This is a genomic window from Micromonospora sp. NPDC005163 (assembly GCF_053599835.1).
The window spans coordinates 14,508-30,031 of the sequence record NZ_JBSFYP010000029.1; the positions used below are offsets into that span (position 1 = coordinate 14,508).

11 protein-coding genes and 3 pseudogenes are annotated in these 15,524 nt (G+C 70.9%); 10 read left to right on the forward strand and 4 right to left on the reverse strand.

What is annotated here, in order from left to right:
- The first annotated feature begins 5 nt into the window (after positions 1–5).
- From ACWD6N_RS20560 to ACWD6N_RS20585, 6 genes are all read left to right on the forward strand, one after another.
- Positions 6–833, forward strand: coding sequence for an ABC transporter ATP-binding protein (locus ACWD6N_RS20560; RefSeq protein WP_354967749.1), 828 nt, complete (start codon positions 6–8; stop codon positions 831–833).
- A gap of 68 nt (positions 834–901) precedes the next feature.
- Positions 902–2,521 (forward strand): thiamine pyrophosphate-binding protein, encoded by a 1,620-nt coding sequence (locus tag ACWD6N_RS20565; protein ID WP_354967748.1) that lies wholly within the window; start codon positions 902–904, stop codon positions 2,519–2,521.
- A 2-nt stretch (positions 2,522–2,523) separates the two neighbouring features.
- Entirely contained in the window at positions 2,524–3,792 is a 1,269-nt protein-coding gene (locus ACWD6N_RS20570) for a flavin-dependent oxidoreductase (protein ID WP_354967747.1), read from the forward strand.
- Positions 3,793–4,093: 301 nt separating this feature from the next.
- Positions 4,094–4,267 carry a hypothetical protein gene (locus ACWD6N_RS20575; protein ID WP_354967746.1) on the forward strand — a complete coding sequence of 58 codons (174 nt, stop codon included), beginning with the start codon at positions 4,094–4,096 and terminating at the stop codon, positions 4,265–4,267.
- Positions 4,264–5,091: a fumarylacetoacetate hydrolase family protein gene (locus ACWD6N_RS20580; protein ID WP_354967745.1), complete on the forward strand. Its 828-nt coding sequence runs from the start codon at positions 4,264–4,266 to the stop codon at positions 5,089–5,091. Before ACWD6N_RS20575 ends, ACWD6N_RS20580 begins: the two co-directional genes overlap by 4 nt.
- Positions 5,088–5,675, forward strand: a complete 588-nt coding sequence (locus ACWD6N_RS20585) for a maleylpyruvate isomerase family mycothiol-dependent enzyme (protein WP_354967744.1) — start codon at positions 5,088–5,090, stop codon at positions 5,673–5,675. The genes ACWD6N_RS20580 and ACWD6N_RS20585 overlap by 4 nt, the downstream gene beginning before the upstream one ends.
- A 204-nt stretch (positions 5,676–5,879) precedes the next feature.
- Here ACWD6N_RS20585 and ACWD6N_RS20590 read toward each other — a convergent pair.
- From ACWD6N_RS20590 to ACWD6N_RS20600, 3 genes and pseudogenes are all read right to left on the reverse strand, one after another.
- Positions 5,880–6,032: pseudogene (locus ACWD6N_RS20590) on the reverse strand (IS256 family transposase); the annotation flags it as partial.
- Positions 6,033–6,404: 372 nt separating this feature from the next.
- Positions 6,405–7,094 (reverse strand): IS6 family transposase, encoded by a 690-nt coding sequence (locus ACWD6N_RS20595; RefSeq protein ID WP_354967808.1) that lies wholly within the window; start codon positions 7,092–7,094, stop codon positions 6,405–6,407.
- 78 nt (positions 7,095–7,172) lie between these two features.
- Entirely contained in the window at positions 7,173–7,574 is a 402-nt protein-coding gene (locus tag ACWD6N_RS20600; RefSeq protein ID WP_354967743.1) for a DUF4345 domain-containing protein, read from the reverse strand.
- A gap of 782 nt (positions 7,575–8,356) precedes the next feature.
- On the opposite strand from ACWD6N_RS20600, the pseudogene ACWD6N_RS20605 reads away from it, so the two are divergent.
- Positions 8,357–9,466, forward strand: a pseudogene (locus ACWD6N_RS20605) (ATP-dependent helicase C-terminal domain-containing protein); the annotation flags it as partial.
- Positions 9,467–9,472: 6 nt separating this feature from the next.
- On the opposite strand, the gene ACWD6N_RS20610 reads toward ACWD6N_RS20605, so the two are convergent.
- Complete coding sequence (locus ACWD6N_RS20610) at positions 9,473–10,198, reverse strand: PP2C family protein-serine/threonine phosphatase (protein ID WP_354964086.1); 726 nt, start codon at positions 10,196–10,198, stop codon at positions 9,473–9,475.
- Between the two features lie 259 nt (positions 10,199–10,457).
- Between ACWD6N_RS20610 and ACWD6N_RS20615 the strand changes: the two genes are divergently transcribed.
- The 3 genes and pseudogenes from ACWD6N_RS20615 to ACWD6N_RS20625 all read left to right on the forward strand — a co-directional run bounded on the left by ACWD6N_RS20615 (position 10,458) and on the right by ACWD6N_RS20625 (position 15,436).
- A complete protein-coding gene (locus ACWD6N_RS20615) occupies positions 10,458–13,067 on the forward strand; it encodes a glycoside hydrolase family 9 protein (protein ID WP_387325841.1) in 2,610 nt (869 codons plus the stop codon).
- A 91-nt stretch (positions 13,068–13,158) separates the two neighbouring features.
- Complete coding sequence (locus ACWD6N_RS20620) at positions 13,159–14,073, forward strand: hypothetical protein (RefSeq protein WP_354964084.1); 915 nt, start codon at positions 13,159–13,161, stop codon at positions 14,071–14,073.
- 111 nt (positions 14,074–14,184) lie between these two features.
- Positions 14,185–15,436 (forward strand): annotated as a pseudogene (locus tag ACWD6N_RS20625) (DUF222 domain-containing protein).
- Positions 15,437–15,524 lie beyond the last annotated feature (88 nt).

Here is a 15,524-nt window from a genome sequence, read left to right on the forward strand (position 1 = left end):
GCGCCATGGCGCGTCCCATAACCACAGAGGTCGCCGCGACGACCGCCGCAACCGGGTCGGCCGAGGGTCAGCCGGTGCTGTCGATCAACAGCCTGCGCAAGGTGTACAACGCCGGCCGACCGGACGAGCGGGAGGCGATCGCGGACGTCTCGTTCGACGTCGGCAAGGGCGACTTCGTCTGCGTGGTCGGACCGAGCGGCGCGGGCAAGACCACCCTGCTGCGCTGCATGAGCGGCCTGCTGCCGGCCACCTCTGGCGAGGTGCGCTTCGAGGGCATGCCGCTGCGCCGGGTGCCCGACCGGCTGAGCGTCGTGTTCCAGGACTACAGCCGGTCCCTCTTCCCGTGGCTCACGGTCCCGGCCAACGTCGCCGTACCGCTCAAGGTGGCCGGGTACGACAAGCAGAGGCGCAAGGCGCGCGTCGACGAGGTGCTGGCCGCGGTCGGCCTCGGTGACGTCGGTAAGCGCTATCCGTGGCAGCTCTCGGGGGGCATGCAACAGCGCGTCGCGATCGCCCGCGCGCTGGCGCACGAGCCCGACCTGGTGCTGATGGACGAGCCGTTCGCGTCGGTCGACGCACAGACGCGCTTCGACCTGGAGGACCTGATCCTGCGGGTGCGCAACGAGTACAACGTCACCGTTGTGCTGGTCACCCACGACATCGACGAGGCGATCTACCTCGCGGACCGGGTCGTGGTGCTGAGCAGCCCGCCGAGCCGGGTCCGCGAGATCGCCGACATCCCGCTGGAGCGTCCGCGCAACCAGCTGACCACCCGATCGAGCGAGACGTTCGGCCGGTTGCGCCGGCACCTGCTGGAGCTGGTGACCAGCTAACGCCGCCGGCGGTGCCGGCCGAGAGAGCCGGCCGGAACAGATCGAGAGACAAAGGAAGGAGTACGCGGATGCGACCCGTTGCCGACGTGCTGCTCGACGTGGTCCGAGACTGGGGCGTCGGCCACTTGTTCACCTGCCCCGGCAGCACCGAGGCGGCCGTCCTCGACGCGCTCGTGGTCCGCGACGACGTCGAGTTGGTCCTGACCACCCATGAGGCGGTCGCGGTGTCGATGGCCGACGGGCTGTCCCGGGCCACCCGCGCACCGAGCGTGGCCTATCTGCACGCCAACGTCGGGCTGACCAACGGGCTGAGCCACCTGTACGCGGCGCAGCTCGCGTACTCGCCGGTCGTGGTGCTCAACGGGCTGAAGCCGAGTTCGATCCAGGCCCGTGGCGGCTTCACCACCGGCCGACGGATGCGTGACCTGGTCCACCAGTACGTCAAGTCGGACTGGCAGTCCCTGACGGCCGACGGCATTCCCGAGGACGTCAACCGTGCCTTCCGGACCGCGGTAACGGAGCCCGCGGGACCGGTGTGGGTGGGGCTGAGCCAGGATCTGATCGAGCAGAGCACCGAGGCGGCTGTCTCGGAGGTCGGGACGTACCGGTTCGACTCGCGCACCGTGCCGTCGCCGGCCGCGGTCGCCGCGGCGGCCAGGCTGATCGCGTCGGCCCAGCGGCCGGTGCTGATCGCCGGTAGCGAGCTGGCCCGGGCCGGCGCCGTCGACGAGCTGGTCAAACTCGTCGAGGCACTCGGCATCCCGGTCCTGCACGAGGACCGGCGGGGGTTCGAGCGGCCCGGATTCCCGACCGACCATCCGCACTTCAACGGGCAGTACGAGCCCAACCACCCACTGGTGCGGCAGGCCGACCTGCTGGTCTTCCTGGGCGCCCGGTTGTTCAACGAGTTCGAGCCGGCGCGCGTACCGCCGATCCCGCCGGGCGCCCGGGTGATCCACAGTCACACCGATCCGCAGCACGTGGCCGCGATCCACGGGGTCGACGTCGGCCTCGTGGGCGACCAGCGGCTGCTGATCGAGGCGCTGCTGGCCACGGTGCCGGTGCCGATCGGGCCGCGCGAGATGCCGGCGTACCCGGGTCAGGGCGAGCGGACTCCGACGCGGACTTCCGGCGGCGCGCTCCGGCCGGCGGACGTGGTGGACGTGATCACCGAGTCGATGCGGGGAGCCGCCCTGGTCGGTGACGCGACGACCGCGGGCGGCGTGTTGCAGCAGCGGGCCGGGCAGCGTACCGGCGACGACTACTTCGTCTCCACCTCCGGGTCCCTCGGCTGGGGCATGGGCGCGGCGCTCGGGATCAAGCTGGGGATGCCGCAGCGCCAGGTGGCCGCCGTCCTGGGCGACGGCGTCTTCCAGTTCGGGATGCCCGCGCTCTGGACCGCGGCCAGACGCGCGATCCCGGTCACCTACGTCGTGCTGAACAACCAGCGGTACGCCGCGGTCGGAGCCGCGCTGCGCCGGCTCGGCGGGCACGCGGTGCAACGCCAGGATTATCCGGGAACCGACATCGCCGGGCCCGCCATTGCGGACGTCAGCACGGCTTTCGGCGTACCGGGGCAGCGGGTCGACTCGCTGGGCGATCTGCGGGAGTGCCTTGCCAGAGCGCGCGGGCTCGACCATCCGACGTTGGTCGAGGTCATGACCGACCCCGCGGATTTCGGGCCGTAGCCGTGGACCCGATCTCCCGGGGGCGCGGTGGCCTGGTACTCATCATCGGCGCGGGCATCGGTGGCCTGGTGCTCGCCCTGGAACTGCACGATGCCGGCATCCCGTGCCGGATCTACGAGGCGGTGCCGGAGATCCGTCCGCTCGGGGTGGGCGTCAACGTCCTGCCGCACGCGTCCCGAGTGCTGTGCCGGCTCGGCCTGGAGGACGCCCTCACCCGGGTGTCGGTGACCACCCGGGAATCCGTGTTCTACAACCGGTTCGGTCAACTCATCCACCGCGAGCCGAGCGGGCGGTACGCCGGGTACGACCATCCGCAGTTCTCCATCCATCGGGGCGATCTGCAGCGGGTGCTGCTCGACGCGGTGTACGACCGGCTGGGCGCGGACGCGGTCGTGCTCGACCACCGCTGTACCGGCGTCACCCAGGACGACCACGGCGTACGGGCGCGGTTCCGCTGTTCCAGTACCGGCGAGGCGCTGCCGACCGTCGCCGGGAAGGTGGTGGTGGCCTGCGACGGCATCCACTCGACAATCCGAGCCCAACTACACCCGGACGAGGGTCCGCCCCGGTACTCAGGGATCAACATGTGGCGGGGAGTCACGGTTGGCCCGCCGGTCCTGACCGGGGCGAGCATGATCCGAGCCGGCTGGCTCGATCGCGGGAAGATGGTCATCTATCCGATCCGGGACGACGTAGACGGGCGGGGGAGTCAGCTCATCAACTGGGTCGCGGAGCTGGAGATGCCGCGGCACGTGGAGCGCGACTGGGGCCGGCACGGTCGGCTCGAGGACTTCGTCGGCGCCTTCGAGGACTGGCACTTCGACTGGCTCGACGTCCCGGCGATGCTGCGCGGCACCGAGTTGGTCTTGGAGTATCCGATGGTCGATCATGATCCGCTGGACAGGTGGACCTTCGGCCGGGTGACGCTGCTCGGCGACGCGGCGCACCCGATGGTGCCGCGCGGGTCCAACGGGGCCGGGCAGGCGATCCTCGACGCGCGGGCACTGCGCCGGGCACTGACGACCATCGACCACCCGCGATCGGCGCTGCGGGCGTACCAGGAGCAGCGGCTGCTGATCACCGCCCAGGTGGTCCGGACCAATCGCAGCACGCCGCCCGACGCGATCATCCGCGAGGTCTGGCAACGCACCGGGGACCAGCCGTTCGACCGCATCGAGGATGTGATCAGTGCGACCGAGCTGGAGTCGATCTCGCGGCGCTACCAAAAGGTCGCCGGCTACTCACCAGAGGCGCTGCGCGGCAGCGACTGAGCCGCGTGCTCCGGCGATGGAGCAGCGGCCGGATCCGGCGACGGAGCACCAGCCAGAAAGGACAGACGGATGACCCTGACCACGCGTTCCGAGGGCGCTGGCGACGTCGGGGCCCCGGACGGCCCGCGCCAACCGGACCGTACGCCCGAGCTCGACGCCCTCTACCGAGGGTTCGAGGCCGAACTGCTGGTGCCGTTGTGGACCCAGATCGACGACCTGATGCCCATGCAGCCACAGCCGAAGGCGCTGCCGAAGGCGCTGGCACCACCTGCTTCCGCTCGCCGAGCGGGCGGGTGCACTCGTGCCGGTCGGCCGGGGCGGCGAGCGCCGGGCGATCGCGCTGGCGAATCCGGGCCTGGGCGGGCTGCCGTACGCCACCCCGACGCTGTGGGCCGCGGTCCAGTACCTCGGCCCCCGGGAGAACGCGCCGGTTCACCGGCAAACCCAGAACGCCTTGAGAGGAAGTGTCAAGTGAAGCTCGCGACGCTGCGCATCAACGGGGGCACCCGCGCGGTCCGGCTCGCCAGCGACGGGTACGTCGACCTGGGCGTCGCCGACGTCGGCGAATTGTTGTCCCGCAACGACTGGGCGGCTCTGGCGTCGGCGTCCGGCGGACCGACGTACCCGGCCGAGGGTGCCGACCTCGCGCCGGTCGTACCGCGACCCGGCAAGATCGTGTGTGTCGGGCTGAACTACCGCAACCACATCCTGGAGATGGGACGGGAGTTGCCGCAGTTCCCGACCCTGTTCGCCAAGTATTCCGAGGCGCTCATCGGCGCCGCCGACGACATCGCGCTGCCGGCCGAGTCCGACGCCGCCGACTGGGAGGCCGAACTGGCGGTTGTCATCGGCTCCACGGTGCGCCGTGCCATCGCGGAGCAGGCCGCCGCGGCGATCGCCGGGTTCAGCGTCCTGAACGACGTCACCATGCGCGATTGGCAGTACCGGACACCGCAGTGGCTTCAGGGCAAGACCTTCGAGGCGACCACACCCTTCGGTCCCGTGCTCGTCACCCCCGACGAGTTGCCCGGCGGGGTCCGGCCGGCGCTGACCATGACCGCGTCGGTCGACGGAGAGCTGATGCAGAAGGTCGACACCGCCGAGCTGGTGTTCACGCCGGCCGAGCTGGTGGCGTACGCCTCGGCGATCTTGACCCTGCGGCCCGGCGACGTGATCGCGACCGGTACGCCCGGCGGTGTCGGATACGCCCGCACGCCGCGGCGCTACCTCGGCCACGATTCGCGGCTGGTGACCGAGATCAGCGGGATCGGGCGACTCGACAACCGGGCGGCGCGATGAGCATCCGGGACTGGATGGACCAGGGGACCAGGTTGTTCCTGTCCGCGGTGGATGGATTGAGTGACGACCAGTTCAACGGGCTGACCGCGCTGCCCGGCTGGACCCGTGCGCATGTGGTCGCCCACGTGCACTTCAACGCCGAGGCGCTGCGCCGGCTGACTCGCTGGGCCCGCACGGGGGAGGAAGTCCGGATGTACGCCGACCCGGTCCAGCGCGCCGACGAGATCGAAGGCGGAGCCCTACTCCCGCCGGCACAGTTGCGGGAACTCGTGCACACCTCCGCGCTGGCCCTCGCCGCTGACCTTGACTCGCTGTCACATTCGAGCTGGAGCAACGAGGTGGTCACCGCGCAGGGGCGGACGGTACCCGCGACAGAGATCCCCTGGATGCGAACCCGGGAGGTAACGGTGCACGCGGTGGACCTCCGGGCCGGCGTCGGGTTCGCCGACCTGCCGGACGACCTCAACGCCATGCTGGCGATCGACGTCGTCAAGAAGCGGTCGTCCAGCGGTGAGGCCGCTGTGCTCGCCGAATGGCTCACCGGGCGCACAGCCGCCAGCCCCACCCTGGGCCCCTGGCTGTGAGCCCACGGGCACGGCAAAGTCGATGATTGGGCTTTTATGCTGGTAGCGGCTCCAGGTGTTTGAGGACGCGGCGGTTCTTGCGGGCGTTGTGGCGTAGTGGGCGGCGATGTTGGTTCGGTGCCGACCCGTGGCACCTCAGTCAGGGTTTGCGGGCGACGCCTCCGTAGACGGAAGCGTCGGCGGCGGACGGGCGCGGCTGCGGCTCGTTTTGGTCAACTGCTTCAGCAGCCCATCCGGGCCCGTCAGCGACAGACCGTGTTCCTTGGCCGCCCGGACCAGCTCCGCCGCGGCCTTCGCCTCCGCCGACAGCTCAGGCCGCTTCTTCCGTCCAGTCACGTCATTCAGTGTCGCGGTCATCACGGCACCCTCCTCACCAGGCACAACGCCCCGGCAGGTCAGGCCGGAAACACCGTTAGATCCACACTCCCGCGGCTCGAGCTTGGCAGCTGCATCGGTCGACTGGTGTGAGGGCGACGGCAGGTTGGCTTGGACCTTCGCCACCATGACGGTGCCGGGCCACCCGCCCCGGTTCCACCGGCGAGAGGGTAACGACGCGGACAGCGTCGCCCGGCCGGGTGGCGCGAATCGATATCTTCTGACTGACACAACGGCGAGGGTTGCCGTGTGATGGTCGATCATTCCTAGAGGCGAAGGTCGTGGCGGGATTGTCACGGGGGTCCTGTTGCTTGCCGGATCGATGAACGCGTTGTACCCGGGTGGGGGCCGAGGTCAGATCGCCTGGGCGAGGTCAGCAAACGCCGTCGACACTCGCGTTGCCGGCGGGGCATCGACGGCGAGTTCGTAGTGGCCGCGTCGTAGGTTCTGCATGAAGGCGTGTCCAGCGATGATCACCTGCGTTGTCCTGTCGGTTCGTAGTCCGCGCATCGGTCTCAACCGGTGTTTGAGGTGGCTGTGGTCGGCCTCGATTGGATTGTTCGCGTACCGTTCGACGTGGTGCCACGCCTGCGGGATCAGCTCGTCGAGCACTCTGGGGTAGACCGGCGCGGCGTCGGTGACGACCTCGCTGGGTGTCACCTTCAACGTCGACGGCGCCCGGCGGAAGAACCGGCGTGCCGCGTTGGCGTCCCGTCGGGTGGAGACGAGCACGTCGATGACCTGCCCGTACTGGTCGACCGCTCGGTACACGTACCGCCACACGCCGTTGATCTTGACGTAGGTTTCGTCGACGAACCACCGGTCACCTGGGGAGTGCCGGCAGAATCGGGCGGCGTCGGCCAGCAGTGGAGTGAACCGTTGCACCCACCGGTAGACCGTGACGTGGTCGACCTCGACTCCGCGTTCAACCAGCAACTCTTCAACATCGCGGTAGGAGAGGTTGAACCGTAGATACCAGCGGACCGCGACGACGATAACCTCGGACGGGAAACGGAAACCGGCGAACGCCGACTTCGGTGGCAGCCACGGTCGCGGACGGGTCGACAGCTTCACCAGTCGAGCTTGCCTTGGCCTTGCCAACGCTCAACGCAACAGAGCCAGCTAGGCTGACGCGCCCCGGCGGGCAGCGTTGGACACCCTCGCCTGCCATAACAGCACAGTCGGAACGACCACGAGCTCAACGCCCAGGGCGCCGAGGAAGATGGGGTGCGGCCAGCCGGAGACGGCGGCGGCAAGCAACCGGGCCAGACCGCCGAGAAACGCCGCGCCGAGTGCGACGCGCAGCACGGCGGTAGCGTGTTGCACCGTCGGGATCGCCCACCACACCACCACCCCCGCAACGAGCCAGAATGCGTTGGTGAACCGGTATTCGCTGTCCACGGTGGCGTCGACTGGACCGCTACCCGGTAACGCGGTCGGCCCTGCCAACATCCCGTACAGACCCGAAGCCACCGCGACCGAGGCCAGGATCGCCAGTACGACTTGCAAGCTTCGCTTGCTCACCAAATTCTCCCTCGTCCGCCGCGCTCGCCACCGATGATCTTCCGATAAGTACGAGGCAACGATGTGGTGCGGAGCCTACCGATCGGGCGTATCCATCACTCGCTCGCTGTCCGCTCCGCCGGCATCGACGAACCACCGGTGGCCGGCCGCTCCGGGTCATCATGGTGAGTTGGCTGCGGCTGGTGCAGCGTTGGGGGCGTTGACGGTGGCGCGTTCAGAGGGGGAGTCTTGAACCGCAGTGTGAGGGCCACGAGACCTACGATGAGCGACACGCCGCCGCCGAGGAGGAAGGTCGATCGAGCGCCGAACTGTTCGGCGACCCAGCCCGGGTCTGACAGGCTGATGCAATCATCTGGGCGTGAGTTGTAGTTTGCCATGAATGGCGATCATGGATTTGTGGTCGACGTCGGCCCACCGATACGAACCCCCATGCCTACGGTAGGCGGGTCGCGATGGGTAGGCGCACGCCGTTCTCTTGGTGACGGTAGGTCCCATGGTGGGGGAGCGGGGTGCGGCGGGACCCTGGCGACGTCCTGTCGGCGTGCCCCCCCGTTTACCCCTCGAAAACCGCCGCCTGCGGCTGACAAACAGTGACAAGAAGCGATCATTGTTTGGACGTGTCTGTGCAGCTCGGCGCCTATTTCCCGACAGCTAATGACAAGGTCGGAGTGGCTACGGTTGGTAACAAGGGGTCGTCGGTTCGAATCCGGCCGTCCCGACAGCGAGAGGGTCTCCGCAGGTCAGAGCCTGTGGAAACCCTCGTTTTCATGATTGAGTTGGTCAAGGCGTCTGTGCGCCGCCTGCGAGGTGCCCTGCCCGCCGGCTCCCCGCCGCAGGGCCGCGCCGCCGCCGGTAAGCCCGGCCGGACGGTCGGCCCGGGGGCCAACGGACGCGCCGACGCCGGTGGGCTCACTGACGACCTGGCCGCCGGGCTGCTGGTCGGGTTGGCGTACCCGGAGCGGTTGGCCCGGGCGCGGCGGTCGGGCGGTTCGGCGTACCTGATGACCGGTGGGACCGCCGCGGAGCTGGCGGTGGGATCGGGGCTGACCGGGTCGGACTGGCTGGCGGTGGCCGTCGCGGACCGCACCCCCGGCGCGCCCTCGGCGCGGATCCGCCGGGCCACGCCGCTGGACGAGGCGACGGCCCGGGAGGCGGCCGGCCCGCTGCTGTCCACGCGCCGGGAGGTCGGCTGGTCCGAGGGGGACGTGGTGGCCCGGGAGGTGACCCGGCTGGGGGCGATCCTGCTCCAGGAGCGCCGGCTGGATCGTCCGGACCGGGCGGAGGTGGCGGCGGCGCTGCTGACCGGCCTGCGCCAGGACGGGCTGGGGCTGCTGTCCTGGACGCCGGCGGCCCGGGCGCTGCGCGAGCGGCTGGCGTTCACCCGGCACCACCTCGGCGCACCGTGGCCGGACGTCAGCGACGAGGCGTTGCTCGCCGCCGCGCCGACCTGGCTGGGCCCGGAGCTCTCCGCCGCCCGGCGCCGCGCCGACCTTGCCCGGGTGGACGTGGCCTCGGCGCTGCGCCGGCTGCTGCCGTGGGCACAGGCCGCCCAGCTGGACGAACTGGCCCCGGAACGGATCGCCGTGCCGAGTGGTTCCCGGATCCGGCTCGACTACAGCGACCCGGCGGCGCCGGTGCTGGCGGTGAAGCTGCAGGAGACGTTCGGCTGGCCGGTGGCCCCGCGCATCGGCGGCGGCCGGGTGCCCGTGCTGCTGCACCTGCTCTCCCCCGCCGGCCGGCCGGTGGCGGTCACCGCCGACCTGGCGTCGTTCTGGCGCACCGGCTATCCGCAGGTGCGCGGCGAGCTGCGCGGCCGCTATCCCCGGCACCCGTGGCCGGAGGATCCGACGACCGCGACGCCCACCCGGCGCGCCACACCGCGCCGGCGTTGAGGCCGGTTACTCCTCCACCACGTCGGCCACCACGACGGTGACGTTGTCCGGCCCGCCGGCGTGCAGTGCCAGGTCGATCAGCTTGCCGGCGCAGGCGGCCCGGTCCGGGTAGCCGGTGAGCACCTCGACGAGGGTGTCCGAGCGGACCACGTTGGACAGCCCGTCGCTGCACAGCAGCCACCGGTCGCCGACCCGGGGCACCATCGTCGCGTACGACGGGGAGACGTCGTCGCCCTGCAACGCCTGGGTGACCACCGCCCGGCGCGGGTGGCTGCTGGCCTGGTCCGCGGTGATCACGCCCTGGTCCACCAGCATCTGGACGAACGTGTCGTCCCGGGTGACCTGCTTGAGCACTCCCTCGCGGAGGAGATAGGCCCGCGAGTCACCGACGTGCGCGAGGGCGAGGCAGCTGCCGGTGCGGGCGAAGAGCAGGGCGGTCAGGGTGGTGCCCATGCCCTGGCGCTCCGGGTCTTCGGCGACCGCCTGCCGGATCCGGGTGGTGGCCAGCGCGATGCCACCCTGGAGCGCGGCCACCAGGGCGTCCTCGGGGGTCTCCACGTCCAGAGGAGCGACCGCGTCGATGGTGAGCGCGCTGGCCAGGTCGCCGGCCGCCATTCCGCCCATGCCGTCGGCGACGGCGACGAGCCAGGTCCCGGCGTGCAGGGCGTCCTGGTTTCCGCTGCGGATCAGCCCACGGTCGCTCGTTCCCACGGAACGCAGCTTCAGGGTCATGGGAGGCAGCCTGCCAGGCGAAGGGCGCAGTTGTCTCTAGGAGATCAGGACGACGGCGCGTGGCGCGGCCAATCTCACGTGTCCGCCCTGGCGCGTCATGGCGGACCCGGCCGGGCTGGCCGCCCTCGTCGTACGCCACAACCCATCCAGTCAGATCGATTGACACGGCGCACGGACGCTGGAAACATCGAGCCGAGAGGTGGGAGCGCTCCCAGATTTCACCACCACCGCCCCGCATCCCGTCCCGGAAGGACTCCCCGTGACGCCATCCCGACGCCGCCTCCTACTGGCCGCGGCGACCACCCTGGCCCTCACCGGCGCGGGCGCCGGCGCGGCCCACGCCGACCCGCCGCCGGACGCCCCCGAACAGATCGACAACGGCGACTTCAGCGCCGGCGTGAGCCCCTGGTTCTCCTACGGCACCGGCGCGCTCGCGGTGACCGACGGCCGGCTCTGCACCACCGTTCCCGGCGGACTGGCCAACCCGTGGGACGCCGGCATCGGCCAGGACGGCGTACCGCTGATCGCCGGCGCCGAATACACCCTCGGCTTCACCGTGTCCGCCACCCCCGGCGCCGCGGTCAAGGCCGTCCTCCAGCTCGGCAGCGCCCCGTACACCACGTACGCCGCCGTGGACGCCACCGCCACGGGCACCGCCCAGCGGGTCGAGCAGACCTTCACCGTCCCGGACGACAACCCGGGCGCCCAGCTGATCTTCCAGGTCGGTGGCGCCGCCGAGACGCAGACCGTCTGCCTGGACGACGTCTCACTGCGCGGCGGTGAGCCGCCCGAGCCGTACGAGCCGGACACCGGGCCGCGGGTACGGGTCAACCAGGTCGGCTACCTGCCCGGCGGGCCGAAGAACGCCACCGTGGTCACCGAGGCCACCGAGCCGCTCCCCTGGCAGCTGCGCTCGGCCGCCGGCACGGTCCTGGCCAGCGGCACCACCACCGCGCGCGGCGTGGACGCCGCCTCCGGGCAGAACGTGCACACGGCCGACTTCTCCGGCTACCGCACACCCGGCAGCGGTCTGACGCTCACCGTGGACGGTGACACCAGCCACCCGTTCGACATCTCCGGCACCCTCTACGACCGGCTGCGCGCCGACTCGCTCCAGTTCTTCTACGCCCAACGCAGCGGCATCGCCATCGACGGCCACCTGATCGGCGACGAGTACACCCGGCCCGCTGGCCACCTCGGCGTCGCGCCCAACCAGGGCGACACCACCGTGCCCTGCCAGCCGGGCGTCTGCGACTACTCCCTCGACGTGCGCGGCGGATGGTACGACGCGGGCGACCACGGCAAGTACGTGGTCAACGGCGGCATCGCCACCTACCAGCTGCTGAGCACCTTCGAGCGGACCAGGACGGCGGTCACCGCGGCCGGCGGCGTCGGTCTCGCCGACGGCACGCTGCGGGTGCCCGAGCACGACAACGGCGTGCCGGACATCCTCGACGAGGCCCGCTGGGAGCTGGAGTTCCTGCTGCGCATGCAGGTGCCGGCGGGCAAGCCGCTCGCCGGGATGGCCCACCACAAGATCCACGACCGGAACTGGACCGGCCTGCCGCTCGCCCCGCACGACGACCCGCAGCCCCGCGAGCTGCACCCGCCGTCCACCGCGGCCACCCTCAACCTGGCCGCCACCGCCGCCCAGTGCGCACGGCTCTACGCCCCCTACGACGCGGCGTTCGCGGCCCGCTGCGGCACTACCGCGACGACCGCCTACGCCGCCGCCAAGGCACACCCGGCGGTGTACGCCAGCCCCAGCGACAGCACCGGCGGCGGCGCGTACGACGACACCAACGTCACCGATGAGTTCTACTGGGCCGCGGTCGAGCTGTACCTGACCACCGGTGGGCAGGCCTATTTGACCGACCTGACCGCCTCGCCGCACCACAGCGGGGACGTGTTCGCCCCACAGGGATTCGGCTGGCAGGGCACCGCCGCGCTCGGCCGCCTCGACCTGGCCACCGTGCCGAACGGGCTGCCCGCCGCCGAGCTGACCCGGATCCGCGCCTCGGTCACCGGCGCCGCCGACGCGTACCTCGCCGAGCTGCGCCGGCAGGCGTACGGGCTGCCGATGCCCGGGGACGAGAGCAGCTACTTCTGGGGCGCCAACAGCAACATCATCAACAACGCCGTCGTGCTGGTCACCGCCTTCGACCTGACCCGCGACGCCACCTACCGGGACGGCGCCGTGCAGGCGATGGACTACCTGCTCGGGCGCAACGCGCTGAACATCTCGTACGTCACCGGGTGGGGCGAGCACGCGGCGGAGAACCAGCACAGCCGGATCTTCGGCCACCAGCTCGACCCGAACCTGCCGCGTCCGCCCGCCGGCTCCCTCGCCGGTGGCGCGAACGCTGCCCTCCAGGACCCGTTCGCGGCGCAACTGCTCGCCGGCTGCAAGCCGATGTTCTGCTATGTCGACGACATCAACTCGTACGCGACCAACGAGGTGGCGATCAACTGGAACTCGGCGCTGGCCTGGATCGCCTCGTTCCTGGCCGACCAGGGTGACGCCGGCGCGGTGCCGGCCACCACCTGCGCGATCCGCTACACCAACTACGGCGCCTGGCACGGCGGCAGCGGGTTCACCGCACAACTGACCGTACGCAATACCGGCGCCACCACCGTCAACGGCTGGACCATGCGGTTCGCGTTCACCGGCGACCAGCGGGTGCGCGAGGCGTGGCTGGCGAAGGTCACCCAGGCCGGGGCGACGGTGACCGCCCGCAACGAGTCGTACAACGCCCGGATCGGGCCCGGCGGCACGGTGACGTTCGGCTTCAACGCGACGACCACCGGCGGCGCCAACCCCAACCCGGGCCTGGTCACGGTCAACGGCGCTGCCTGCTCCCTGACCTGACCGGAACGGCTGGTGGCCTCCCGCAAGGGCGGCCGCCAGCCGTTCACAAACCAGGTGGACCGGGCTGGCCCCGTAGACCATGGTGAGGGCCATGGATGGCGGCGAACTGGCCGGCGCGGAGCGTCGGGTGTGGGCGGCGATGCCGGCGGGGACACGGGCCGCACTCGCCGGCCTACCCAGCGCGGACCTACGCACCCTGCTGCTGACCGTGGCCCGCGACCGCGCAGCCACCATGCGCCCGCCCGATCTGGTTCGCCGCTGGCGCGAGGACCGTTTCGTCCGCCCGGCCGGCGCCGACCCCCGCGCGCTCGCTCAGGTCGAAGCGCGGATGTGGCGACTCCTACCGGCCGACGTCTCTGGAGTGGAGCTGTCGCCGGTCGTACCGGTGGGCACCTGCGCGACGGTCGCACCGGTCAGCCAGAACAGGATCGTCACCACGATGCGTGCCAGCGAGGTGCTGAGCGATCCCACCAACGCGCTCGCGATCGAGGCGGCTGTGCGTCGCCGTCGGCAGAGCGAAGTGCACCTTGCCGCCGCCCACCGGGTGCTGCGGGCGCAGGACTTCGGCACCGGCGCGTCGGCGCACTTCCGACTCTTCGCCCTGGTGTCCAGTGCCCGGGACGCTGGCTCGGGCGGCACCGAGGCCCGGCTGCTGATCCGGCACCTCACCTACTGGCGGACCGTCCTCGCCGAACTGGCACCAGCGGCAACACCACAGCTGCATGTCACGGTCTTCGACGACCGGATCATCGGCGAGCGACTGGCCGACACCGTCCGACCGGCACTTGGTGAGAACGCGGTGCTGCTCGTGGACGAGTCGGAGCGGGAGCGCGGCCGGGGTTACTACACGGGTTGCGCACTGCGGATCACCGTCCTGGGCGGCAGCCTGGAGGTCGGCGACGGCGGCTTCACCGATTGGACCGCCCGGCTGAGCGGCGACGCCAAGGAGCGCTGCCTCGTTTCCTGCCTCGCCACCGAACGCCTCGTCGACTGCGTCGAGCGCTGAATCGACCGCACAACGACCCCGACCGCAGGCACTCAGCACGCTCAGAATGCCGACGAATTCCACCGACACCGAGCACCAGAAGTTGTCGTACGGCTGTTCTAATATTTGGACGTGGTTGAGGAGTTGGCGCAGGCTGAGGCGGCAGTCGCCGTGTGCGTCGACGTGGCGACGTGGGCCCTGCCGGAGCACGACCTCATCGCGGCGCTCGATGCCGCACACCGCCTCGAACAGCGTCTGGCAGCGGTGAAGTTCACCGCGGTACGAGAGTTGGACGGCCGTGGCACGGCCGCGACGCAGGGCGCGTCGTCGACGTCGGTGTGGTTGCGTGACCGGCTCCGGCTCACCGTCCCCGCCGCTCGTCGGCTGGTTGACCTCGCTGCAGCTCTGGACACCGGGGGTGCCCGAGGTGCGGGCCGCTCTGGCCAGCGGCGATATCAATGTGGGGCAGGCCCGTGTCATCGGCGACACGGTCAGCACCGTGCAGACGACCGCCGGCGCCGACGTGGCCGAGAAGGCGGTTGCGGTGTTGATTGAGTGGGCCAGGCAGTTCGAGCCGACCCTGCTGCGCAAGCTGGGCACCCGGGTCCTCGATCACGTCGCGCCGGAGGTCGCCGAAGCCGCGGCTCGGGCGACGATTGAGGCCGATGCCCGCCGGGCCTGTCGAGACCGTCATGTCACTTTGTCCGGGCTGCGGGATGGCTGCCTGCGGCTGAGCGGCACCCTGGACGCCGAGGCGGCCGGCCTGCTGCGCGCCGCGATCGAGCCGTTGACGGCGCCGTCGGGTGTGGACGATCCGAGATCACCCGGGCAACGCCGCCACGACGCGCTCGCCGACCTCTGCCGACTCGCCCTGCGCTCCGGGCAGTTACCCGAACATGGCGGCGAGCCCGCACATCTCGTCGTCACCACCAGTTTCGACGGCCTCGTCCGTCAGCTCAACGGCGGCACTCTCGACACCGGCCTCGAACTCACCCCGGAAACCGTGCGCCGTGTCGCCTGCGACGCCACCATTCTGCCCGCCGTTCTAGGCAGCACCGGCCAGGTCCTCGACGTCGGCCGACAACGCCGCCTCATCACCGGGCCCCTCCGACGCGCCCTGGTCCTGCGAGACCGCGGCTGCGCCTTCCCCGGCTGCGACCGCCCACCCCGCTGGTGCGACGCCCACCACATCCGACACTGGGCCGACGGCGGCGACACAAGCCTGACGAACGCCGTGCTGCTCTGCGCACACCACCACCGACACATCCACCACGACGACTGGACCGTCCGACAGAGCGGCGACGGCCACCCGGAATTCGTCCCACCAGCCTGGCTCGATCCCGACCGCCTCCCCCGCCGCAACCAATACCACCGGCGCACGTGAAGACACTCCATACACCAGGCATGACTGCGGCACCCGGGCTCCCGCCGGCTCGATGCCGGGCGCCCGCCCGCACTGGTCCCACGTCGAC

Excerpts from the sequence above, each read along its gene's own strand:
- ACWD6N_RS20560 (WP_354967749.1), top strand. The coding sequence starts at position 6 with ATGGCGCGTCCCATAACCACAGAGGTCGCCGCGACGACCGCCGCAACC.
- ACWD6N_RS20585 (WP_354967744.1), top strand. The coding sequence starts at position 5,088 with ATGAGCATCCGGGACTGGATGGACCAGGGGACCAGGTTGTTCCTGTCC.
- ACWD6N_RS20565 (WP_354967748.1), top strand. The coding sequence starts at position 902 with ATGCGACCCGTTGCCGACGTGCTGCTCGACGTGGTCCGAGACTGGGGC.
- ACWD6N_RS20610 (WP_354964086.1), bottom strand. The coding sequence starts at position 10,198 with ATGACCCTGAAGCTGCGTTCCGTGGGAACGAGCGACCGTGGGCTGATC.
- ACWD6N_RS20620 (WP_354964084.1), top strand. The coding sequence starts at position 13,159 with ATGGATGGCGGCGAACTGGCCGGCGCGGAGCGTCGGGTGTGGGCGGCG.